General features: G+C 67.3%; 23 protein-coding genes. 14 read left to right on the top strand and 9 right to left on the bottom strand.

The features are described 5' to 3' along the window. Positions 1-44 precede the first annotated feature (44 nt). From AB0L53_RS08885 to AB0L53_RS08875, 3 genes are read left to right on the top strand one after another with little or no spacing between them, the layout of a single operon-like run. Positions 45-995, top strand: coding sequence for a ketoacyl-ACP synthase III (locus AB0L53_RS08885; RefSeq protein ID WP_363992255.1), 951 nt, complete (start codon positions 45-47; stop codon positions 993-995). After that, complete coding sequence (locus tag AB0L53_RS08880) at positions 992-2,194, top strand: cytochrome P450 (RefSeq protein ID WP_363992253.1); 1,203 nt, start codon at positions 992-994, stop codon at positions 2,192-2,194. The genes AB0L53_RS08885 and AB0L53_RS08880 overlap by 4 nt, the downstream gene beginning before the upstream one ends. Beyond that, positions 2,191-3,075 (top strand): NAD(P)-dependent oxidoreductase, encoded by an 885-nt coding sequence (locus tag AB0L53_RS08875; protein ID WP_363992251.1) that lies wholly within the window; start codon positions 2,191-2,193, stop codon positions 3,073-3,075. The genes AB0L53_RS08880 and AB0L53_RS08875 overlap by 4 nt, the downstream gene beginning before the upstream one ends. Here AB0L53_RS08875 and AB0L53_RS08870 read toward each other — a convergent pair. Continuing rightward, the gene (locus AB0L53_RS08870; protein ID WP_363992249.1) at positions 3,030-3,908 is read right to left on the bottom strand and encodes a class I SAM-dependent methyltransferase; all 879 of its coding nucleotides are present in this window, start codon (positions 3,906-3,908) and stop codon (positions 3,030-3,032) included. The genes AB0L53_RS08875 and AB0L53_RS08870 overlap by 46 nt on opposite strands. A gap of 126 nt (positions 3,909-4,034) precedes the next feature. Here AB0L53_RS08870 and AB0L53_RS08865 point away from each other — a divergent pair, with 126 nt between their 5' ends. Beyond that, positions 4,035-5,402 carry an LCP family protein gene (locus tag AB0L53_RS08865; protein ID WP_363992247.1) on the top strand — a complete coding sequence of 456 codons (1,368 nt, stop codon included), beginning with the start codon at positions 4,035-4,037 and terminating at the stop codon, positions 5,400-5,402. A gap of 10 nt (positions 5,403-5,412) precedes the next feature. Here AB0L53_RS08865 and AB0L53_RS08860 read toward each other — a convergent pair whose 3' ends face one another. Continuing rightward, positions 5,413-6,141, bottom strand: coding sequence for a class I SAM-dependent methyltransferase (locus AB0L53_RS08860; RefSeq protein ID WP_363992245.1), 729 nt, complete (start codon positions 6,139-6,141; stop codon positions 5,413-5,415). Between the two features lie 105 nt (positions 6,142-6,246). Between AB0L53_RS08860 and AB0L53_RS08855 the strand changes: the two genes are divergently transcribed. The 4 genes from AB0L53_RS08855 (at position 6,247) to AB0L53_RS08840 (ending at position 9,447) form a co-directional block, all read left to right on the top strand. Next, positions 6,247-7,278, top strand: a complete 1,032-nt coding sequence (locus tag AB0L53_RS08855; protein WP_363992244.1) for an ABC transporter substrate-binding protein — start codon at positions 6,247-6,249, stop codon at positions 7,276-7,278. Between the two features lie 5 nt (positions 7,279-7,283). Further along, positions 7,284-8,090: an ABC transporter ATP-binding protein gene (locus tag AB0L53_RS08850; protein WP_363992242.1), complete on the top strand. Its 807-nt coding sequence runs from the start codon at positions 7,284-7,286 to the stop codon at positions 8,088-8,090. Between the two features lie 92 nt (positions 8,091-8,182). Then, the gene (locus AB0L53_RS08845) at positions 8,183-9,037 is read left to right on the top strand and encodes an ABC transporter permease (protein WP_363992241.1); all 855 of its coding nucleotides are present in this window, start codon (positions 8,183-8,185) and stop codon (positions 9,035-9,037) included. Beyond that, positions 9,037-9,447: an Rrf2 family transcriptional regulator gene (locus AB0L53_RS08840; protein WP_363992239.1), complete on the top strand. Its 411-nt coding sequence runs from the start codon at positions 9,037-9,039 to the stop codon at positions 9,445-9,447. The genes AB0L53_RS08845 and AB0L53_RS08840 overlap by 1 nt, the downstream gene beginning before the upstream one ends. A 578-nt stretch (positions 9,448-10,025) precedes the next feature. Here the strand turns inward: AB0L53_RS08840 and AB0L53_RS08835 are convergent. From AB0L53_RS08835 to AB0L53_RS08825, 3 genes are all read right to left on the bottom strand, one after another. Beyond that, positions 10,026-10,916, bottom strand: a complete 891-nt coding sequence (locus AB0L53_RS08835; protein ID WP_363992237.1) for a lipase family protein — start codon at positions 10,914-10,916, stop codon at positions 10,026-10,028. 397 nt (positions 10,917-11,313) lie between these two features. Continuing rightward, positions 11,314-12,522, bottom strand: coding sequence for a serine hydrolase domain-containing protein (locus AB0L53_RS08830; RefSeq protein WP_363992235.1), 1,209 nt, complete (start codon positions 12,520-12,522; stop codon positions 11,314-11,316). 78 nt (positions 12,523-12,600) lie between these two features. Beyond that, complete coding sequence (locus AB0L53_RS08825) at positions 12,601-12,783, bottom strand: hypothetical protein (RefSeq protein ID WP_363992234.1); 183 nt, start codon at positions 12,781-12,783, stop codon at positions 12,601-12,603. A gap of 72 nt (positions 12,784-12,855) precedes the next feature. Here AB0L53_RS08825 and AB0L53_RS08820 point away from each other — a divergent pair, with 72 nt between their 5' ends. Both AB0L53_RS08820 and AB0L53_RS08815 read left to right on the top strand, forming a co-directional pair. Beyond that, entirely contained in the window at positions 12,856-13,797 is a 942-nt protein-coding gene (locus tag AB0L53_RS08820; protein WP_363992232.1) for an ArsA-related P-loop ATPase, read from the top strand. Between the two features lie 77 nt (positions 13,798-13,874). Then, a complete protein-coding gene (locus AB0L53_RS08815) occupies positions 13,875-14,261 on the top strand; it encodes an SCO5389 family protein (RefSeq protein ID WP_363992230.1) in 387 nt (128 codons plus the stop codon). Between the two features lie 321 nt (positions 14,262-14,582). Here AB0L53_RS08815 and AB0L53_RS08810 read toward each other — a convergent pair whose 3' ends face one another. Both AB0L53_RS08810 and AB0L53_RS08805 read right to left on the bottom strand, forming a co-directional pair. Then, positions 14,583-14,861 (bottom strand): hypothetical protein, encoded by a 279-nt coding sequence (locus AB0L53_RS08810; protein ID WP_363992229.1) that lies wholly within the window; start codon positions 14,859-14,861, stop codon positions 14,583-14,585. Then, entirely contained in the window at positions 14,858-15,190 is a 333-nt protein-coding gene (locus tag AB0L53_RS08805) for a hypothetical protein (RefSeq protein ID WP_363992228.1), read from the bottom strand. Before AB0L53_RS08805 ends, AB0L53_RS08810 begins: the two co-directional genes overlap by 4 nt. 211 nt (positions 15,191-15,401) lie before the next feature. Here AB0L53_RS08805 and AB0L53_RS08800 point away from each other — a divergent pair, with 211 nt between their 5' ends. The 3 genes from AB0L53_RS08800 to AB0L53_RS08790 all read left to right on the top strand — a co-directional run bounded on the left by AB0L53_RS08800 (position 15,402) and on the right by AB0L53_RS08790 (position 16,800). Next, positions 15,402-16,238, top strand: coding sequence for a helix-turn-helix transcriptional regulator (locus AB0L53_RS08800; RefSeq protein ID WP_363992226.1), 837 nt, complete (start codon positions 15,402-15,404; stop codon positions 16,236-16,238). Beyond that, a complete protein-coding gene (locus AB0L53_RS08795; protein WP_363992224.1) occupies positions 16,220-16,450 on the top strand; it encodes a DUF397 domain-containing protein in 231 nt (76 codons plus the stop codon). Before AB0L53_RS08800 ends, AB0L53_RS08795 begins: the two co-directional genes overlap by 19 nt. A 143-nt stretch (positions 16,451-16,593) precedes the next feature. After that, positions 16,594-16,800, top strand: coding sequence for a DUF397 domain-containing protein (locus AB0L53_RS08790; RefSeq protein WP_363992805.1), 207 nt, complete (start codon positions 16,594-16,596; stop codon positions 16,798-16,800). A gap of 206 nt (positions 16,801-17,006) precedes the next feature. On the opposite strand, the gene AB0L53_RS08785 is transcribed toward AB0L53_RS08790, so the two are convergent. After that, positions 17,007-17,684, bottom strand: a complete 678-nt coding sequence (locus AB0L53_RS08785) for a DUF6461 domain-containing protein (protein ID WP_363992223.1) — start codon at positions 17,682-17,684, stop codon at positions 17,007-17,009. 155 nt (positions 17,685-17,839) lie between these two features. Beyond that, entirely contained in the window at positions 17,840-18,319 is a 480-nt protein-coding gene (locus tag AB0L53_RS08780) for a MarR family transcriptional regulator (protein ID WP_363992221.1), read from the bottom strand. Positions 18,320-18,432: 113 nt separating this feature from the next. Here AB0L53_RS08780 and AB0L53_RS08775 point away from each other — a divergent pair, with 113 nt between their 5' ends. After that, entirely contained in the window at positions 18,433-19,518 is a 1,086-nt protein-coding gene (locus tag AB0L53_RS08775) for an epoxide hydrolase family protein (protein WP_363992219.1), read from the top strand. The last annotated feature ends 1 nt before the right edge of the window (position 19,519 follow it).

Here is a 19,519-nt window from a genome sequence, read left to right as displayed (position 1 = left end):
GGCCGGCAAACGTTCTGCAAGGCCGACCCGCTAGGTTTCGGCAGATGAAGGCCCGCATCACCCAGATCTCCACGTACCTTCCCGCAGCCACGCTGACCAGCGACGAGGTCGAGCGACGCATCGAGGGCTACCGACCGCCGACCGGGATCATCGAGCGGATGACCGGCATCGAGCGCCGCCACGTGGCCGCCGACGATCAGCAGGCCTCGGACCTGGCGGTCGAGGCCGCCAAGGGGCTGGCGGCCGACGTCGATCTGCTGATCTTCGCCTCGGCCTCGCAGGACCTGGTCGAGCCCGCGACCGCGCACATCGTGGCCGCCAAGCTCGGCCTGTCGTGCCCGGTGTTCGACGTCAAGAACGCCTGCAACAGCCTGCTCAACGGGATCCAGGTGGCCGAGGGCCTGATCGTCTCCGGGTCGTACCGCAGGGTGCTGGTGTGCTCGGGCGAGACACCGTCGCGGGCGATCCGCTGGCGGGTGCGGGATCGGGCGCAGTTCGTGGACGCGTTCGCGGGATACACGCTGTCGGACGCGGGCGCGGCGGTGCTCGTGGAGGCCGACCCGCTCCGCGGAATCTTTTATCGCGATTTTTCGGCGGATAGTACGGCGTGGGGTATAGGCACCCTTCCGGGTGGTGGGTCCATGCATCCGCGCGACCCGGAGTACTCCTACTTCCGCGGCGACGGCCGCCGGCTGAAGGAGGCGTTCCAGCTCGTCGGCCCCGACCTCTTCCTCAACGCGCTCAAACGCACCGGCCTGACCTGGGATGATTTCGCGGTGATCGCGGTGCATCAGGTGGCGTTGCCGTACCTGAACGTACTGTCGCGGGCGCTCGACCTCCCCGAGGACCGGCTGGTGATCACGCTGCCCGAGCACGGAAACTGTGCGTCGGTCACCCTCCCGCTCCAACTCACCCACGCCCGCAGGGGTGACCGCGTGGCGCTGCTCGGCCTCGGCGGCGGCATCAGCCTGGGCATCATGCTGGCAGACCTGTGACCAGCCGCGACGATCCGTCCGAGCTTCACGAGCGGCACGAGCGACGCGAGCGCCACGAGCGGCACGTCCGGCGTGGGCGGCGGCACGAGACGCGGCTCTACCTCGCCGCCCACCCCTTCGCCTACCCGCTGATGCGCCTGCTGGCCCGGCTGGGTCCGGTGGTGCGGGTGCCGGGTCTGGGTGTGGTGGTGAACGACGCGGCCCTGGCCCGGCGCGTGCTCATGGACGGCCGCTTCCGGAAGGACGGCCCCGGCTCGCCCGGTGACCTGTGGACGCCCGTGCTCGGCCCGTCGGTGCTGCTCAACATGGAGGGCGAGCCGCACGCCGCGCTCCGCGCCAAGCTGTCGCCGCTGTTCACGCCGTCGTCCGTCGCCGCGCTGGTCGCCGACGTGCTGGCCGGCCCGCTGGACGATCTCCGCGTACGGCTGGCGAAAGGCGACACGGTCGACCTGGTGGACGAGATGCGGCTGCTGGCCGGGGCGGTGATCTGCCGGGTGATCGGACTCGGCGAGGTGCCGGCGGCCAGGGCCAGGCGGCTGTTCGCCGATGGGGAGCGGGTGGTGTCGATGGTCTCGCTGCGTACCCGAGGACTGAACGCCCGCCAGCTCACCGTGGCCCGCGAGGTGCTCGACGGGATCGGCGACATAGCGCAGGCCGCTTACGACGCGGGGGACCCCGCCACAGTGATGGGCCGGATGCGCGAGCTCGGGCTGTCGGCGGCGGAGGCCCGCGGGGCGGCCGGGGCGTTCTTCCTCACCGGGACGGAGACGGTCGCCACGTTCGTACCCAGGCTGGTCGCGTTGCTGCACGACCACGACGCCTTCGGCGCCGACCTGGATCTGGCGATCGAGGAGGCGATGCGGATCACCACGCCGACTCCGGTCATGCTGCGTTCCGTCGCCGAGCCCGTACGCCTGGGCAAGGTCCTGGCCCGGCCCGGTGACCGCGTGGTGATCGTGACGCACAACTGCGCCCGCGCGTACGGCCCGTTCGACCCGTCTCGCCCGCACCCGCCCGAGCTGCGCCGCCTGTGGTTCGGCGCCGGGCCGCACTTCTGCATCGGCTACCCGCTGGCGCTGGCCGAGATCCGCGCGGTGGCCGGGGTCGTGCTCGCCCGCCCGGTCAAGGTGGTGGCGCGACGGGCCGCCCGGGGCGTGCTCCTCCCGACCTACAACCACCTGCTGATCAGGGCCGCATGAGGGTCGGGGTCACCGGGGCGTCCGGTTTCGTGGGTGGCGCGGTCTGCCGGGCGGCCGTGGCCAAGGGCTGGCAGGTGTACGGCTTCGGGCGCCGGCCCACGGAGATCCCCGGAGTGACGTACCAGACGTGGGACCTGACCGGCGACGAGCGCCCGGAGCTGGACCTCGACGCGCTGATCCACTGCGCGGGGAGCGTCACCGACTGGGGCCCGCCGGCCGGGATCTGGCGGGCCAACCACACCGGGACCGCGACCGCCATGGCCGCCTTCCCGCACGCCCGGTTCGTGCACGTCAGCACGGCCAGCGTGTACGACCCGCGACGGCCGACGATCATGGCCCGCGAGCACGAGGCCCCGGTGAGCCGATACGTCAACGCCTACGGCGCGTCCAAGGCGGCGGCCGAACTCCTGGTCGAGGGACGGGCGGTGATCCTGCGCCCGCACGCCGTCTACGGTCCGGGCGACACCACGCTGCTCCCCCGGGTGCTGCGGGCGGTCAGAGGCCGCAGACTGGTCGCGGTCGGCGACGGGCGGCAGCGTGTCAGCCTGACGTCGGTGTCCAACCTCGCCATGGCCTGCCTGCTGGCCGTCACGGGGCCGCTCGGGACGTACAACGTGACCGACGCCGAGCCGGTCGTCCTGGACGACGCGCTCCGCGCCGTACTGAGGGAAAAGGGCATCGACGCGACCCCGCTCTACCTGCCCCGGCGTCTCGCGCACGGCCTGGCCGCGATTTCCGAGAAGCTCGCCCGAGAACCGCGCCTGACCCGCTACGCCGTCGGCCACCTGGCCGTCGAGCGCACACTGGACATCACCGCGGCCCGCCAGCGACTGGGCTACGCGCCGTCGCCGACGTCCTTCACGGGCGCCGCGTCCTGGTGAACCCGCCCTACCTCCGGCACCGCCGACACCACCGCGCCTTCACCGTCGACTGAGCGCGACTCACTATCGGCCGAGCGCGCCTCGCCACCGACCGAGCGCGACTCACCACCGTTTGGACCTGGTTTGCGAGCCTCCAGCATCTCCGACTTGAACCACGGCCCGCCGTACCAGAACCGCCACCCCAGGTCCCGCCTGCGCACATCGACCACACCGAGCTCACGCAGCGCGTCCTCGTAGCACGACGTATACCGGAAATCGGCGATCAGCATCAGCCCGCCCGGACGCAGCACCCGATGCGCCTCCTTGACGGCCTGGTCGCGTCCTTCGGCGGTCGGGATGTTGTGAATGGCCAAGCTGGACACGATCACGTCGAACCGCCCGTCCTCGAACGGCAACTCGCGCATATCCCCCGTGACCAGATCGACCCGGTCCGACACCCCTTCAGCCTCGGCGTTGGCTCTGGTGACGCTCTCGGCGTTGCCCGACTGGTCCTTGCCGCTCCACAGGTCGATGCCGGTGGCCCGGCCGCCGCGCAGCCGCTGGGCCGCGAGCAGCAGCACCATCCCGCGCCCGCAGCCGAGGTCGAGCACCTGCTCGTCGCCCTCGATCCGGCCGAGTTCCTCGCCCCACACGACGAACTTCCCCCGCCGGGTCGTGTAGAGGTAACTCCCCGCGCTGGCCAGTGTGTAGAGCGCGCCGAGCAGGAACGCGATCCCAGCGGCCGGTACGTCGAAGGCGAACGAGACCACGACCAACGCCAGCAGCGCCACCGCCCCGAAGAAGAGTCCGGAGAGGGCCCATGGTGCGTCGAATCCATAGCTTCCGCGTCTCACACACACGTTATATCTCAAGATGGACTTCACCGAAACTTGCCGCGACACTGCCTTTTCACCAAATCGCCCGCCTCCAAACCGTTACTAACCTTGGCCATAGTTCGTAGAACGAGGGGTTGACCAGGGATGACAGTCAGAACACGCGGGTTCGGCCTCGGCTTCAGCATCGCGCTCACCCTGGCCTCAGCCCTGTTGTGGGGAGTGGCTCATCTGGCCGCCGACCGCCGGAAGACCGGCTTCGCCCTCATGGTGACGTACGTGGTGATGCTCGCCTCGATCCTCACCATGCTCACCGTGTTCAGCAGCAGGCTGCTCTCGCTGGCCGTCCAGCCCGCCTGGCTCACCGCTCTCACCATCATGGTGGCCACGCTCGGGGTCGTCTGGACGGGCGTGATCATCTGGTCGTACCTACTCGTACGGCCGGCGCCCGCGAACCGCGTGGGCCGCGCGGTGACCACCGTCCTGACCATCGCCCTGTGCGGGCTCATCCTGGCCCCGGCCGTGTACGCGGCCCGCGTGGCCTACGTGTCGCGGGACGTGGTCAACACCCTGTTCACCGCCAACGTCTCCCCCATCGTGTCGCAGGACCCGTGGAACGGCGCGAGGCGGATCAACCTCCTGCTCCTCGGCGGCGACGCGGCTCCCGGCCGTCCCGGTGTGCGGACCGACAGCATCACCGTGGCCAGCGTCGACGTCGCCACCGGAGCGACGACCCTGCTCGGCCTGCCGCGCAACCTGCAGCGGGTACGACTTCCGGAAGGCCCGCCCAGGGACCGCTTCCCTGACGGCTTCACCGGCGCGGGCCCCGACACTCCCGGCCTGCTCAACGAGGTCTTCCAATACGCCGAGGACTATCCCGAGATGGAGCCGGGCATACGCAAGGGGCAGCGCGGCCCGGCCCTGATCAAGAAGACGATCAGCGAAATCCTCGGCATCCCCGTCACTTACTACGCCCTGGTGGACATGAGGGGTTTCGCGCAGATCATCGATGCGATGGGCGGGGTGACGGTCACCATCAAGGACCCGATCGTCTACGGCAAGTACCGCGAGGGCCTGTTGAGCCCCGGCACCCGCAAGCTCTCGGGCCAGGAAGCGCTCTGGTTCGGCCGCTCGCGTACGGACAGCGACGACTACGTGCGCATGGGCCGCCAGAAATGCCTGCTCAACGCCGTCGCCAAGCAGGCCGACCCGGTGACCGTGCTGAACAGCTTCGAGAAGCTGGCCGTGGCGACGAAGCGCGCGATCTCCACTGACATCCCGCAGAACGTCCTGCCCGATCTGGTGGACCTGGCGCAGAAGGTGAAGGAGCACAAGATCAGGAGCCTGAACTTCGTACCGCCGCTGATCGACACCGTCTACCCCGACTGGACCCTGATCAGACACAAGGTCTCCCAGGCCCTGTCCGAGCAGAGCTCGCCCACCCAGCACCCGCAGGCCGCCCCGCAGACGGGAAGCCCGGAGAACCCGATCACCCTCGACTCGGCCTGCCGTTAGCGGCCCGCCGTCAGGCGCGTCTGAGCAGCAGCGTCACGAACCCGAGCAGGTCACGGTATCCGTCGAGCCACATCTTCCGGTGCTCCAGCGCCGCGGCCATCGCGGCGTCACCGTCGTCGCCGGGATGCCGCAGCGCCCAGTCGATGAGCGTCCCGGTCCACGACCACTCGTAGTCGTACCACTCGCCCCGCTCGCTGACGTGGGCGTACACGGTGTGAAACCCGGCCGACTCGGCCTGTGCCACGGTACCCGGCAGGTCCGCGTACTCGCCGATCTCCGCCTCGATGTCCCGGCCCGGCGGCCGCTCCCAGAACCCCTCACCCACCAGCGCCAGCCCGCCGGGAGTGAGCAGGCCGCCGATCGCCTCCATCGATGGCGTCAGCCCGCCGAACGCGTGCGTGGCACCGATACACAGCACCAGGTCGTACGGCTCAGCTGCGGCAAAGTCGGTCGCGGAGCCATGATGCAGGGTCAGCCGGTCCGCCACCCCGGCCTCGGCCGCCATCCGGCGGGCGTCGGCGAAGCCCGCGTCGGACAGGTCCACCCCGTCGGCGGTGGCATCGCCGTACAGCTCAAGAAGCCGAACGCTCCAGACCCCCGAGCCGCACCCCAGGTCCAGGATCCGCGCGCCGCTCGGCAGCTTGGCCCGGCGCAGCAACCGGGTCAGGTTCGCCTCGCTTATCGGGGAGGCGATCGGGTGGTCGGCGTGCGCGATGTGGCTGATCAGCTGTCTCTCCATACGGACAGATCCTAGTTATCCCCCTATACCAACTTGACGTGCAGGGATTTGGAGAGTTTCATATGCACATAGCCGACTTATTAAGTAGGAAATAGGGAGTAGGGCATGAACGCTCGCCGGGTGCTAGCCGCTCTGGCCGCAACCGCACTCACCGCGCTCGTGGCGGCCTGCGGGAGCAGCGCCTCTCCCAGTGGCGCGGCGAAGGAGCTGCGCCTCGGCTACTTCCCGAACATCACCCACGCCACCGCCCTGGTCGGCGTCGAGAAGGGCTTCTACGCCAAGCACCTCGGCGTACCGGTGAAGACCAGCACGTTCAACGCCGGCCCGGCCGCGATCGAGGCGGTCTTCTCCGGCGCCGTCGACGCCACCTACATCGGCCCGAACCCGGCGATCAACGCCTGGGAGAAGTCCAAGGGCAAGGCCATCAACATCGTCGCGGGCGCCGCGTCCGGCGGGGTGTACCTGGTCGTCAAGCCCGGGATCAACTCAGCGGCGGACCTCAAGGGCAAGAAGATCGCCACGCCGCAGCTCGGCAACACCCAGGACGTCGCGCTGCGCTACTGGCTGGAGAGCAAGGGGCTCAAGACCGACACCAAGGGCGGCGGCGACGTCCACATCGTGCCCCAGGAGAACGCGCAGACGCTGCAGACGTTCGCGACCGGTGACATCGACGGCGCCTGGGTGCCCGAGCCGTTCGCCAGCCGCCTGGTCATCGAGAGCAAGGGCAAGATCCTTCAGGACGAGCGCGACCTCTGGCCGAACAAGCAGTTCGTGATCACCCACCTCATCGTCCGGCAGGACTGGGCCAAGGCCAACCCCGACCTGCTCAAGAAGCTGCTCGAGGCGCACGTCGAGGCCACCAAGTACATCAACGACGACCCCGCCGCGGCCGCGCAGACCGTCAACGCCGCGATCGAGAAGCTCACCAAGAAGCCGCTGAAGCCCGAGGTCCTGCAGAGCGCGTTCAAGAACATCACGTTCACGAACGACCCCATCGCCTCCTCCCTCACCGGCAGCGCGGACCACGCCGTCAAGGTCGGGCTGCTCAAGCCGGTGGACCTGAACGGCATCTACAACCTGAAGCCACTCAACGAGGTGCTGGCCGCGCAGGGTCAGCAGTCGATTTCGGACAGGTGACGCACATGACGACGCAGGTGGTCGATCGTACGGCCGCGGTCCGGCTGGAGGCCGTCTCCAAGGTCTACGGTCACGGCGGCAACGGGCTGCTCGCCCTCGACAAGGTCTCACTGTCGGTACGGCCCGGCGAGTTCGTCTGCCTCCTGGGCGCCTCCGGCTGCGGCAAGAGCACGCTGCTCTCGCTGGTCGCCGGGCTCGACCGGCCGACACAGGGGGAGATCTCCACGGCCGGGCGCCAGGTCGCGATGATGTTCCAGGAGCCGGCGCTGTTCCCGTGGCTCACAGTCTCGGCCAACGTCGAGATGGCCTTCCGCGCCGACAACCTCGCCAAGCGCGAGCGTCGTACCAGGGCGGGCGAGTTCCTTGAGATGGTGCATCTAGGTGGGTTCGGGAAGAAGCGCCCGCATGAGCTGTCGGGCGGCATGCGCCAGCGCGTCGCCCTGGCCCGCGCGCTCGCCCAGTCCTCCTCGTCTTCGTCCTCGTCTTCGTCTTCGTCGGAGGGCGGCGCGGTGCTGCTGATGGACGAGCCGTTCGGAGCGCTCGACGCGATGACCCGCGACCTGCTGCACGACGAGCTCGAGCGGATCTGGCGGGAACAGGCGCTGTCGGTCCTGTTCGTCACGCACAACGTCCGCGAGGCGGTCCGGCTCGGCGACCGGGTCGTGCTGCTCAGCAGCCGTCCCGGCAGCGTGGTCGAGGAGTTCCCGGTCGAGCTCGCCCGGCCCCGCCGCACCGACTCCGCGGAGGTCGCCGGGCTCGCCGCGAGGATCACCGACCGGCTGAAGGAAGAGGTGCTGCGCCATGGCCACTGACGGCACCGCGGTGCACAGGTCGGCCGCGCACGGGCCGATCGCGTACAGACTGACCGCGCAAGGAATGGCCGCGTACGGATCGGAGGCGAGCGATGGCCGTTGACACGCACGCGCGCCAGATGGCCGGGCTCGACGCGCTCGAACTGGCCGGTGAGCAGCGCGCCGGAGTGGCGTCCCGGATCTGGGCGAGGCTCTGGCCGATGCTGACCGCGGTCGCGCTGGTGCTGGTCGCCTGGGAGTTGGTCGTGCTGAGCGGCCGCTGGCCCGAGTACGTCTTCGCCGGACCGATCACCACGTTCCAGGACCTCGGGCACCGTCTCGGCGACCCCGAGTTCTACCAGGCCGTGGCGACCACCATGCGCCGGGCCGTCACCGGCTTCGCGCTGGCCATGCTCGTGGGCCTGGTCGTCGGCGCGGCCGTGTCGCGGGTGAAGGTGCTGCGGGCCGCCTTCGGCGCGCTGATCACCGGCCTGCAGACCATGCCGTCGATCGCCTGGTTCCCGTTCGCGATCCTGCTGTTCGGGCTGACCGAGAGCGCCATCACTTTTGTGGTGATCCTGGGTGCCGCCCCGTCGATCGCCAACGGCCTGATCACCGGTGTCGACTACACGCCGCCGCTGCTGCTGCGGGCCGGGCATGTGCTCGGGTTCCGGCGATTGCAGCTCTACCGGCACGTGATCCTGCCCGCGTCGCTGCCGTCGTTCCTGGCAGGGCTGAAGCAGGGATGGGCGTTTGCCTGGCGCTCACTGATGGCCGGCGAACTGCTCGTCATCATCGCGTACCAGTCGTCGCTCGGCGAGCAACTGGCGATCTCACGGGAACTGTCCGACTCGCCGGGACTGATCGGCACGATGATCGTGATCCTGGTGATCGGCATCGTGATCGACATGCTGTTCGAGGCCGCCGACAGCGCCCTACGCCGGCGCTGGGGCCTTAATCCGGTGTGATGCGGGTCTCCGCGCGAACCGACTACGCGCTGCGGGCGGTCACCGAATTAGCGGCGGCACCGCCGGGGCCGGTGCCGGCCGAGCGCATCGCCTCGGCCCAGAACATCCCGCGCCGCTTCCTCGACAACATCCTGCTGCAACTCAGGCGGGCCGGACTCATCCACAGCCTGCGCGGCCCTGACGGCGGCTACTGGCTGGCCCGCCCGGCGGACGACATCACACTCGCCGACGTGATCGCGGTCATTGAAGGCAAACCGGAGTATCCCGCGCACGGCGGCTACCCGGGTGTCGCGGCCCCACTGGCTGACGTCTGGAGCGCACTGCGCGAGCACGAGGAACGCCTACTCACGGAGGTCACCGTCGCGCAGATCGTCTCCAGTGACTCCGCCACCCGCCCAAGCACCCGCTAGCCAATTGGACTTGGGTGTAGCTCGTCCGTAGTGGTGCGACGCGAGGTCGCGTCGCACCACCGAGAACGAGCTAAACCCATCGAGGATCCCGACGAGCAGGGTTGGACTCTGCGGGGGGAGCCGTCCACATATTCCGTTCAGTCTCGAGAATCGCGGCGCCGTACGATCGCGTCGCTGATCTGCCGTGTCGCTTCGAGCTCGGGCGCCCCCCAGCGCAGGCCGGTGTCCCCCACCTCCGCTGGCTCGGCGATTACCTGCGGCAACGGCCCCTCATCCACACCGGACCGCCACGTTGCCGGGTCTGGCCGCTCCGGCAGATGCCGGAACCGATCGTTCTGCGCCTCATCCCTCATATTGGAGATGACGGCCACAACCCCGCCGAAGTTCCTCGCCAAATCATGACTTCTCCCACACATACCCCAGGCCCGGGCTCGAGGGACCACTCCCTCCAGCAGAGCCGCACCCATTGGACTTCCACTGCCGCAGCGCTGAAGATGCAATACCACAAGCAGGTCTTATGCGGTGCTGGACACGGCAGTCGATCTGTCGGCGATGTGGTGCCGCTGGTGCCAGGCGTTTCAGGGAATGCGCATGTCAGGATTCGACTGCGACATGCACGTATCAATGCCCTGATTGTAGGGCGTGTCGGGGTTGAACAGGGCGTAGGAGTACGAACAGCAGGGATTGTGGCGTTCCCCTTCGGTCGGGTAGTCGGCACCGAACAGGGCCTCGACGCCGACAGCCTCATACGGCCCCGACGGCAGCTTCGGCACCTCGTCGTAGAAGTTCACCAGCCGGAACGTCTGCACGCGCAGGCCGTTGTAGTAGTCCTTGAAATTCGACTCCCCGACCTTGGGGCTGGCCTGGTTGCAATGCAGGATCTTCGCGATGGATATTCCCGCGGAGCAGGCCAGCGGAACGATCAGGGTCGCCAGGGTCGAACCGAGGCTGTGCCCGGTCACGATGAGCCTTGCGCCGCTCTCGGCGATCTGCGACAACTCGGCCGCGAAGGCGCCCTGGTCGAAACCGTTGAAGACGTCATTGAACCCTTTCTCCACCTGGGTGTTCCTGATGGGCGTGCTTGTCGGCGGGTCATAGGGCACCAACTCGGTCTTGCCGTCCATGATGAAGTCGTCGTCCGTCTGGGACCCGCGAAAGGCCAGGAACACGGTGCTGCTGTCAGGCCCGTAAGCGAATATCGCGAAGGGTTCCGCGATCTTCTTGACGACCGGGGTGAAACTGCTCCAGAACGGGCCGCGGAACCTCCACTGGTCAAGCGGGAACGCCGGGCCGGTGATAGGGCAGCTATCCGAGGGCGTCCAGGAGAACGTGGGAGCACTCGGCTTGCCCGCGGCCTTCCATTGTTCACACATCTCGCAGGCTACGTTGACGACGAAAGAACAGGTTCGGGCGATGTCCAGGTCATAGCCGGGAGGAACCTTGAGTGGCATCTCGTTTCCGTTGGGCACCGGTGCTCCTTGATGATGTCGGGACGGTCGACGGCGATCGCCGTGAACCTAACCACCCCGGTTCAGCGCTACTCATGAGTGCATAGGTTTTGGGGTTATCCATGCCATGTCCATCCAGACCGGCGGCCCGATGGGTGCCACTCCTCGACCGCTGCAGAGGGCCAGTTTCCACTCCCACAACTGGATGATCTTGTCTCAGTACGGTGCCGTCGACGGCCACCGTCAACCAGTACTCCTGTAAGGTGCCAGGCCGTCGGCCGAGCACCAGGCAGGCACCGCCACCCAGCCCGAGGACAACGCTCCACAGCAACGCCCATCCCGGCGCCACCAAAAGTCCCAGGTAGCCGACGAGCAGACGCGGTGGACGGTGCCGTGTCCGTGCAGTCGTCATGATCCATCACGTCACACCGGTGATGGCCCGCCTTTCCAGGTCGATGATCGCGGCGAAGTCGGCGGGGTCGAGGTCGTAATTGCAGAGAATGGCCGAGGTCCAGTTCATGTCGAGGTAGACGGACCAGTTGGTATTGCCGCCCGCTATTCCGCCGCCGTGGCTTATCACCCGCTGGTCATGGAAAATGCCGGAGATGGGGCCATATGCCATGAGGGACTCGTATCCGCCGGGGCGGGGCGGGCTGCCTTCGAGAGGAGCGGGGGGGAATTTCCCGTTCACGTAGAGGGCGGTGTAGGCCGGGTTGAGCAGCTTGTGGCTCAGCAGGGCATGCGCGAAACGGACCAGGTCAGGTGCCGTGGAGAAGCCGTTCCCGCCTCCTGTGCCGATGTAGCTGCGCGCTGAATTGGTTCCGGCGACGCCTCGTGAGCCGCCCTTGTCGAGGTTGCGGAGGCCGTCGATGCGGGAGCCGTCGCTCTGGTACATGTATGGGTGCGCGAAACGTTCGCTGCCCAGCCATTGGGGGCGGATGTAGTAAAGGGAATCCGTCATGCCGGCCGGGCGAAAGATGTGGTCGCGGACATAGTCCCAGAAGGCCTGCCCCGACACCCGGGCGACGATCTCGCCGAGGACCTCGTAACCGGCGGAGCTGTACTGGTGTTTCACGCCGGGAGGGAAGGCGGGTTTCTGTGACTGGAGGCGTTTTCTCATGGCGGCGAGTTGCTCGGCGATGCTGTAGTGAATCGTCGTGGGAATGTCGTCGTCGCGAGTGGGATCGCCCAGGCCGCAGGTGTGGGTGAGCAGGTTGTGGACGGTGACGGTGTCCGCCGTCTCGGCCGGGTAGCCGTCGAGATAAGTGCCCAGCTTCTCGTGGAACTTCAGCTTGCCCTGTTGCGCGAGCTGCACGATGGCCAGGCCGGTGAACGGCTTGGACGCCGAGGCCAGCGGGTAGATGGTGTCCACCCGGTTGGGGATGGATTTTTCCTTGTCGGCCATGCCGTAGGCACGCGACAGCACGGGCTTGCCGCGATAGCTGATCAGCACGGTTCCGGAGAACTTGTCGTCGGCGGCGAGCTGAGCGATGTGCTTGTCGAAGGATCCTCCGGGCCGGACGGCGTCGGGGATACGGGGCGTTTGCGCACGAGCGGCTCCCGTGGCAAGGGGAGCCGCCCCCAGCAGGCCGATCGCGGTACGTCGTGACGGTTGGTTCGCGGTCATGAAGGTGATCGAACTCGGCGGCCTGTTTTCCGGCCGTTTCCGCGCCCTGTGGCACCGGCGAAAAGCTGGGCGCGGTCCTCAGACCGTCTCGTCCAGGTTCTCGGCGTAGTAAGAAATGGCCCTGACGTAGCCGCCCGCCCGGTCTGACTCGGCGACGACCGTGAGCAGCGTACTGAGGGCCTCGCGGGCCCGGCCGGACTCGCCGTCCCACTCGCCCGTCTCGCTCAACCCCGCGGCCTGCGCCGATTCATCGTCACGCACGCACTCAGTGTGGCATGATGAGCACGATCAGAAACGGTAACGGTTTTCATAATCACCATCGGGAGGGTGCTTATGAGAGTGGCGTTCGTCGGCAAGGGCGGCAGCGGCAAGACGACGATGTCGGCGCTGTTCGCGAGATATCTGGCGAGCCAGGGCGGCCCGGTGATCATCGTGGACGCCGATATCAACCAGCACCTGGCACTGGTGCTCGGCATCGAGGATCCGCCGGAGCCGCTGGGCTCCCGGCTCACCGAGATCAAGGACCTGCTGCGCGGCGACAACCCGCGCATCCCCTCCGCCCAGGCCATGGTCAAGACGACCCCGCCGGGCCGCGGTTCCCGGTTGCTGAGCTTCAAGGACCTGGCGACCAGCGAGTTCGCGGTCACCACACCCGAGGGCATGCGGCTGATGGCCACCGGCCCCTTCAGCGAGGACGACCTCGGCGTGGCCTGCTACCACTCCAAGGTCGGAGCCGTCGAGCTGCTGCTCAACCACCTGGTCGACGGCGCGGGCGAATACGTGGTGGTCGACATGACCGCCGGGTCCGACTCCTTCGCCTCCGGCCTGTTCACCCGCTTCGACCTGACGTTCCTCGTCGCGGAGCCGACCAGGCAGGGCGTCAGCGTCTACCGGCAATACCGCGACTACGCTGCCGACTACGACGTGCCGCTGGCCGTGATCGGCAACAAGGTGCACAGCCCGTCCGACGTCGACTTCCTGCACAGCCAAGTTGGCGACGACCTGCTCACCTGGATGGAGCACTCCTCCGCCATACGCGCGATGGAGCAGGGCCACCGCTTCTCTCTCGACGACCTCGAGCCCGCCAACGCCGACGCGCTGGCCATCCTGCGCAAGCACCTCGACGCGCAGGCCAAGGACTGGGCCCGCTTCGGCCGCCAGACCGAGGAGTTCCACCTGCGCAACGCCCGCTCCTGGGCCAACGCCAAGACCGGCCTCGACCTGGCCGACCAGATCGACCCGGAGTTCGTCTACGGCGGCCGAGCGACCACATGACTGTCCCCTCCGGTCATCTGGAAGCCCTGACCGAGCCCGCCTAGCGTTCGCATCAATCCCCGTTGAGAGGAGACAGCATGTCGCTGACCGTTCCGAACGATCTACTCGATCAGGCCAGAGCCGGCGAGGTCGACGACGCGGCGTTCATCGCCTGCGTCCGCGAATCCCTGCCGTACGCCTGGTCGGTGATCAGCGAGCTGGTCCAGCACCGCGACAGGACCGGCGCCGAGTTCGCCGACAACCAGGTGCCGCCGCCGTCCGAGGAGGCTCGCGGCCAGCTCCTGCGCTGCCTGGCCAGTGACGCGATGCGGGGGGCGCTGGAGCGCCACTTCAGCGTCCGCCTGGCCTTCCAGAACTGCCACCGGGTGGCGGTGTTCGCTCCGTCGGCCGCGGACGCTTGGCGAGAGTTCGTCACGCCGCGCGCACAGATCCTCAACCAGAAGCCGGAGCTGGTGGACTGCTAGCTCCATCCGTGGCGGGCCGGTCCTCCCGGCCCGCCACTGAAATGCTGGCCAACGTCGAGGTGTACAGCATTCTCGCTGCGTCTAGAGCGCGTGGAACCGTACATCGACTGAGTCCACGGCGACTCCGTGCCCGTTGGCTCGCGATCGCGCTTCCTCGGTCGAGGTTGACTTAAAAGCCTTTTGGGGAACCCCCTCGGGCTGGTCACCGCACTGCGTGCCGTTGGCCCGCTGGGCTCGCCGTATGCCGAGTACAGACCAGTACAGGCGTGACCCCGCCTCTGGCGAGGGCCCAGACTCCGGCACCGGACGGCTTTGGGTGTGTCAGTTACCACCGGGGCTGAGGCTGATTTCGCCCGTCGCTTTGTCTCGGCGAATGCGCAGGACCACCGGCCCGTAGATGTAGGAAGGTTGACGCGCGTACCGGTCGAGATGGACCACGTGCATGGAACCGACCGCGTCGCCCTCCAGAGCGCTGATCGCGTCGTACAGCTGTGAGGCCGCTTTCAGACCAGTCCCAGCGACTCCACCCGAGCCACGCCCGTGGCTGTCTGTGGCACCCCACACGAAGAAACCGTCCTGATCCGCGCCCCAGATATTCACCGGGCCACCAGCTTGAGAAGCCGTTCCGCCGACACCGCCGTGTCTTCCAGCACCGGTATTCGACACCACGGCATCCAGCCCCACGCGAAGACCCGCTCGCCTTTGTAGAGCCTCGCTCGCACTCGAAGCGGAAAAGGCTGATAAATCACCAGCAGGACCGGACACTTACCGCGCCGAAGATCGACGGCGACGTCCTCGCCGAGCTCCGTCAGCTCGCACCCGAGGTGCCACAGCAGAACGAACTGCTCTTGCGCATCGAAGGAGACACCGTCCACACGATCACCGCCGTCACTTCGAGGCCGCAGACTCCTCAAGATCTCTTTTGTCATTTTGACTCCATCGCCGTGGACAAAATGTCGGATTCTCGCCACGATCCCACTTACAGAACTAGCTTGTTAAACTCAGAGTGCCGGTAGAAGTGGGTGGGCTGCACGCAAGATGGATGGACAGTCTGCCGACAGAAAGATGCATAGGACGTAGCTGAATGTGGGTAGCGTGTAAGTAGATGTCATTGGCATACCGAGACACTTGGAGGCGACCATGGCCAACGATCTCGATCCACGCATGTCGTCCGCCGAACGTTTCGGCCGCGAACTGGCCCGATGCCGTAAAGAGAAAGGGCTGTCACAGCGGCGACTCGCTGACCATCTCGATTGCTCACCGTCTCTTGTAGGGCACATCGAAACCGGCAGCCGTAACCCGCAACTCGATCTCGCAGAGGCGTGTGACCGTTTCTTCGGTCTCCCCGATACGGAATACTTCGTCCGGCTTTGCCGCCGTATCCACCAATCCCCTTACGGGCCGGGATGGTTTCTCCGCTGGCTGGAGGAGATCGAACCCAATGCGGTAACACTTCGAACCTGGGACCCTCTTTTGGTCTCTGGCCTGCTCCAGACCGAGGACTACGCGCGGGCCGTCTTTCGCGGCCACCTCGCAACGCCCGTGTCGGAGGTGGAGGAACAGGCGGCCGCTCGCATGGAACGGCAATTGATCCTAGATAGAGACAATCCGCCAGCCCTATGGGTGCTATTGGACGAATGGGTCCTTCGTCGTTCCATTGGAGGACCCCAGGTCATGGCTGACCAGCTCAGATATCTAGCCGCCGCTGCTGCCCGCCGCAACGTGACAGTGCAGATCGTTCCCGCCGACAACCCCTGCACGGACGGGCTGATGTCCAGCTTTGTCATCGGGGAGCTTCCCGATGCGCCCACCACGGTGTCCGTGGAGTCCGCAGGTAAAGGCGAAGTATCGGCCGAGCATGAACTCGTTTCACTGATCTGGGGCCGCTATGACAGACTCAGGGCAGAGGCCTACCGGCCAGGCGAATCGCTCGACATGATCAAGGAAGCGGCTGAGCAATGGACCGCAAAAACCTGACCACTACAGAGCTCACCGGGGCTGTGTGGAGGAAGAGTTCCCGCAGTGGCAACGGGGGCGGGAACTGCGTTGAGGTTGCTACTAATCTCCCCGGAATCGTCGCCGTCCGCGACAGTAAGAACCGGGGCGGCCCCGCACTTATCTTCACGCCCAGCGAGTGGAGAGCCTTCCTAGGCGGCGTCAAAGACGGCGAGTTCGACCAGCCAGGCTGACCATCCCCGGCAGCGCGACTCTTGTCAGCGCCTCAGAGTGGCATTGCCGTTTCACTGCTACGTACAGAGGCGCTCCGCCCCGGTCCGTCTTTATAGATCATCAAGGGAGCGTGCGACCAATGGGAGCAGCAGACCTGAGCAACATCGACCTGTCCGGGGCCGTCTGGCGGAAGAGTTCCCGGTCCGGCTCAAACGGCGGCCAGTGCGTAGAGGTCGCAAGTAACGTCCCCGGAATCATCGCCGTCCGCGACAGCAAGGACCGTAGCGGCCCTGCACTTATCTTCACGCCCAGCGAGTGGGAAGCCTTCCTAGGCGGCGTCAAAGACGGCGAGTTCGACCAACCAGGCTGACCGCCCCTGGCAGCGCGGCTCTTGTTAGCGCCGCATATGCGTTATCGCCGTTTCAATTTCTTGATCACAGGCGTCCGATCACCTACCGTGAGCGGACGCCCTGCCCCTTTGCGGCAAGAAGCCCGATCAAGATTTTAATCCCCTCTCAGGCGGCGGGCCGCACTGCATGCCTCCGGCCTGCTGCTCTCACCGTAGACGGCGCCGTTTCAGGGTGTCTCGCGCTGAAGGTCTTCCCACGGCATATCGGCGATCGCGCCCACCAGCAGTGGTCCGTTCAGCAGGTCGGCAGTGAACGTGACGCCAGTGAGGCGGGCCGCCATCGCGAACATCCGCGCGAGCCCGTGCTCGGTCAGGTCGTCGTACCGCTGCTCCCACTCCTCGCCCGAGCCCTCTTCCAGGGGCAGGCCGAACTCGCGCATGAGGCCGGCAAGCCGGTCCGGGTCGGCACCGGAGCGGTGCTCGGGAGCGGTCGGGTCGAAAGCCGTGATCACCATGCCGTCGGCGGCGTAGTGGAAGTAGTCGCAGGCGTAGTCATGCCGCGAGACGGACACCACGTCGGTGCCGGCCGACAGCCGCGCCAGCGTCGAGTCGTCCGTCCCCGACCAGCCGGACGGTTCTACCGCCGCGCACCCATCACCGGTTGCGACCACTCCGACGTAACCACCTCCCTCACCGCCCTCGGTCACCATCGTGAAGTCAGAGACCGCCAGATCCAGCTCGGCGAAGCTCATCTCCGTGCTCGTGCGGGCGGCGAAGCGGCGCAGCACCTCGGCCGGGTCGAGCCCGCGCAGCAAGGTCACGCAATAGATCTCGCCGAGTAGATCGCCCTGATCGCCGTACGGCGGTTGCAGCCAGCGGAACGGCGCCAGCGCATCGATCGTCATACCGGGATCTTGGCAGGCCCTACCGACATGGTCAGGCCCACTCCACCCTTGCGCGCGCACCTGCTGTTCGAGAGCGACCTGCTACCGCTGGAATCACTGATAGTCACTACCGCGCTCCTCAGCACCGAGAACTCGCGATATGCGCGCGTTCGCAGTCAGCGCCACGGCTCTTCAGAGGTGCCGGTTCGCTGGTTGTGGTGATCCAGCAGCCTGGACAGCAGCTTGGTCAAATGCTGTCGCTCCTCGGGGGACAGCGGAGCCAGCAGTTCGTCCTGGGTTTCGGCCAGCCGCTTCTCCAGGCGCCGCAGTTGCCGCTTGCCCGCCGCGGTCAGCGAGATGATGTTGCGTCGCCGGTCGGAAGGGTCCGGGGCGCGCTCGACCAGTCCGCCGTCGGCGAGTTCGTTGATGGTCGCGACCATGTCGCTGAGGTGGATGCCGCTACGGCGGCCCAGCGCGGCCTGGCTGGCCGGGCCGGACTCCTCCAGCGTCGCCAACAAGCGGTAGTGGTATCCGCGGGCGCCGACGGACGAGAACCCGTCGCCCACCAGGCGGTGCGCGTGGTTGGCGGTCTGGCTGAGCAGCCAGCTGGGCAGGCCCTGCCATCGGGCGGGCGTGTCCTCGGATGGGTTCTCCATGTGACAAGTCTAACGAATCGTTCGGCGAACTAATGATTGTGATATCGTTCGGGACATAAACGTTAGCCGCCCGAACGTTTGGCGGCCGAATGGACTCCTCTGGAGCTGAGACCATGATCAAGCCGTTCCGCATCGACATCCCCCAAGCCGACCTCGACGACCTGACCGACCGGCTCGCCCGTACCCGCTGGCCCAACGAGGTCGCCGACGCCGGGTGGGACTACGGCTTCCCGCTGGCGCGGCTCAAGGAGCTCGCCGAGCACTGGCGGACCAAGTACGACTGGCGCGAGCACGAAGCCGAGCTCAACAAGCTCCCGCACTTCTCCACCGAGATCGAGGGCCAGAACATCCACTTCGTCCACGTCCGGTCCGCGAAGCCGGACGCGCTCGCGCTGATCCTCACCCACGGCTGGCCCGGCTCGTTCTTGGAGTTCCTCGACGTGATCGAGCCGCTGTCGCGCGACTTCCACCTGGTGATTCCGTCCATCCCGGGGTACGGCTTCTCCGGGCCGACCCACGAGGGCGGCTGGGATGCCTTCCGGATCGCGCGGGCCTGGGCCGAGCTGATGCGCCGTCTCGGGTACGAGCGCTACGGCGCGCAGGGCGGCGACTTCGGCGCGGGCATCTCCCTGGCGCTCGGGGCGGTGGCGCCCGAGCAGGTCGTCGGCGCGCACGTCAACTACCTGCCGACCCGACCGGACCCGGATGCCGGCATCGAACTGTCCGCAACGGATGAAGCCCGGCTGGACAAGGTCAGGCAGCTGATCGCGAACCGGCCGCCGTACCAGGCGCTGCAGGCCCTCACCCCCCAGACCATCGGCTACGCGCTGACCGACTCGCCGGTCGGCCAGCTGGTCTGGATCGCCGAGCGCTTCGCGCAGTGGACGGACCCCCGCTCGCAGATCAGCGACGACCGGATGCTCACCGACATCTCGCTGTACTGGCTGACCGCCACCGCGGCCTCCTCGGCGCGGCTGCACCACGACGCCCCGCGGGGGCAGACCCTGCCGTGCCAGGTGCCGGTCGGCGTGGCGGTGTTCGCGCACGACATCACGCAGTCGGTGCGGCCGCTGGCCGAGCGGCTGTACGACATCAGGCACTGGTCGGAGTTCGAGCGTGGCGGCCACTTCGCCGCGATGGAGGTGCCGGAGCTGCTCGCCGAGGACGTCCGGGACTTCTTCCTGACCCGTATCGAGTAGG

The organism is Nonomuraea sp. NPDC052129 (assembly GCF_040680095.1).
GTDB lineage: Bacteria > Actinomycetota > Actinomycetes > Streptosporangiales > Streptosporangiaceae > Nonomuraea.
Note: the sequence above shows the minus strand (reverse complement) of the source record. Positions and strands in the feature narration are given on the sequence as shown.

Excerpts from the sequence above, each read along its gene's own strand:
- AB0L53_RS08840 (WP_363992239.1), top strand. The coding sequence starts at position 9,037 with ATGCGGGTCTCCGCGCGAACCGACTACGCGCTGCGGGCGGTCACCGAA.
- AB0L53_RS08875 (WP_363992251.1), top strand. The coding sequence starts at position 2,191 with ATGAGGGTCGGGGTCACCGGGGCGTCCGGTTTCGTGGGTGGCGCGGTC.
- AB0L53_RS08860 (WP_363992245.1), bottom strand. The coding sequence starts at position 6,141 with ATGGAGAGACAGCTGATCAGCCACATCGCGCACGCCGACCACCCGATC.
- AB0L53_RS08800 (WP_363992226.1), top strand. The coding sequence starts at position 15,402 with ATGGCCAACGATCTCGATCCACGCATGTCGTCCGCCGAACGTTTCGGC.
- AB0L53_RS08805 (WP_363992228.1), bottom strand. The coding sequence starts at position 15,190 with ATGACAAAAGAGATCTTGAGGAGTCTGCGGCCTCGAAGTGACGGCGGT.
- AB0L53_RS08795 (WP_363992224.1), top strand. The coding sequence starts at position 16,220 with ATGGACCGCAAAAACCTGACCACTACAGAGCTCACCGGGGCTGTGTGG.
- AB0L53_RS08865 (WP_363992247.1), top strand. The coding sequence starts at position 4,035 with ATGACAGTCAGAACACGCGGGTTCGGCCTCGGCTTCAGCATCGCGCTC.
- AB0L53_RS08885 (WP_363992255.1), top strand. The coding sequence starts at position 45 with ATGAAGGCCCGCATCACCCAGATCTCCACGTACCTTCCCGCAGCCACG.
- AB0L53_RS08850 (WP_363992242.1), top strand. The coding sequence starts at position 7,284 with ATGACGACGCAGGTGGTCGATCGTACGGCCGCGGTCCGGCTGGAGGCC.
- AB0L53_RS08845 (WP_363992241.1), top strand. The coding sequence starts at position 8,183 with ATGGCCGTTGACACGCACGCGCGCCAGATGGCCGGGCTCGACGCGCTC.
- AB0L53_RS08820 (WP_363992232.1), top strand. The coding sequence starts at position 12,856 with ATGAGAGTGGCGTTCGTCGGCAAGGGCGGCAGCGGCAAGACGACGATG.
- AB0L53_RS08815 (WP_363992230.1), top strand. The coding sequence starts at position 13,875 with ATGTCGCTGACCGTTCCGAACGATCTACTCGATCAGGCCAGAGCCGGC.
- AB0L53_RS08775 (WP_363992219.1), top strand. The coding sequence starts at position 18,433 with ATGATCAAGCCGTTCCGCATCGACATCCCCCAAGCCGACCTCGACGAC.
- AB0L53_RS08785 (WP_363992223.1), bottom strand. The coding sequence starts at position 17,684 with ATGACGATCGATGCGCTGGCGCCGTTCCGCTGGCTGCAACCGCCGTAC.
- AB0L53_RS08780 (WP_363992221.1), bottom strand. The coding sequence starts at position 18,319 with ATGGAGAACCCATCCGAGGACACGCCCGCCCGATGGCAGGGCCTGCCC.
- AB0L53_RS08855 (WP_363992244.1), top strand. The coding sequence starts at position 6,247 with ATGAACGCTCGCCGGGTGCTAGCCGCTCTGGCCGCAACCGCACTCACC.
- AB0L53_RS08830 (WP_363992235.1), bottom strand. The coding sequence starts at position 12,522 with ATGACCGCGAACCAACCGTCACGACGTACCGCGATCGGCCTGCTGGGG.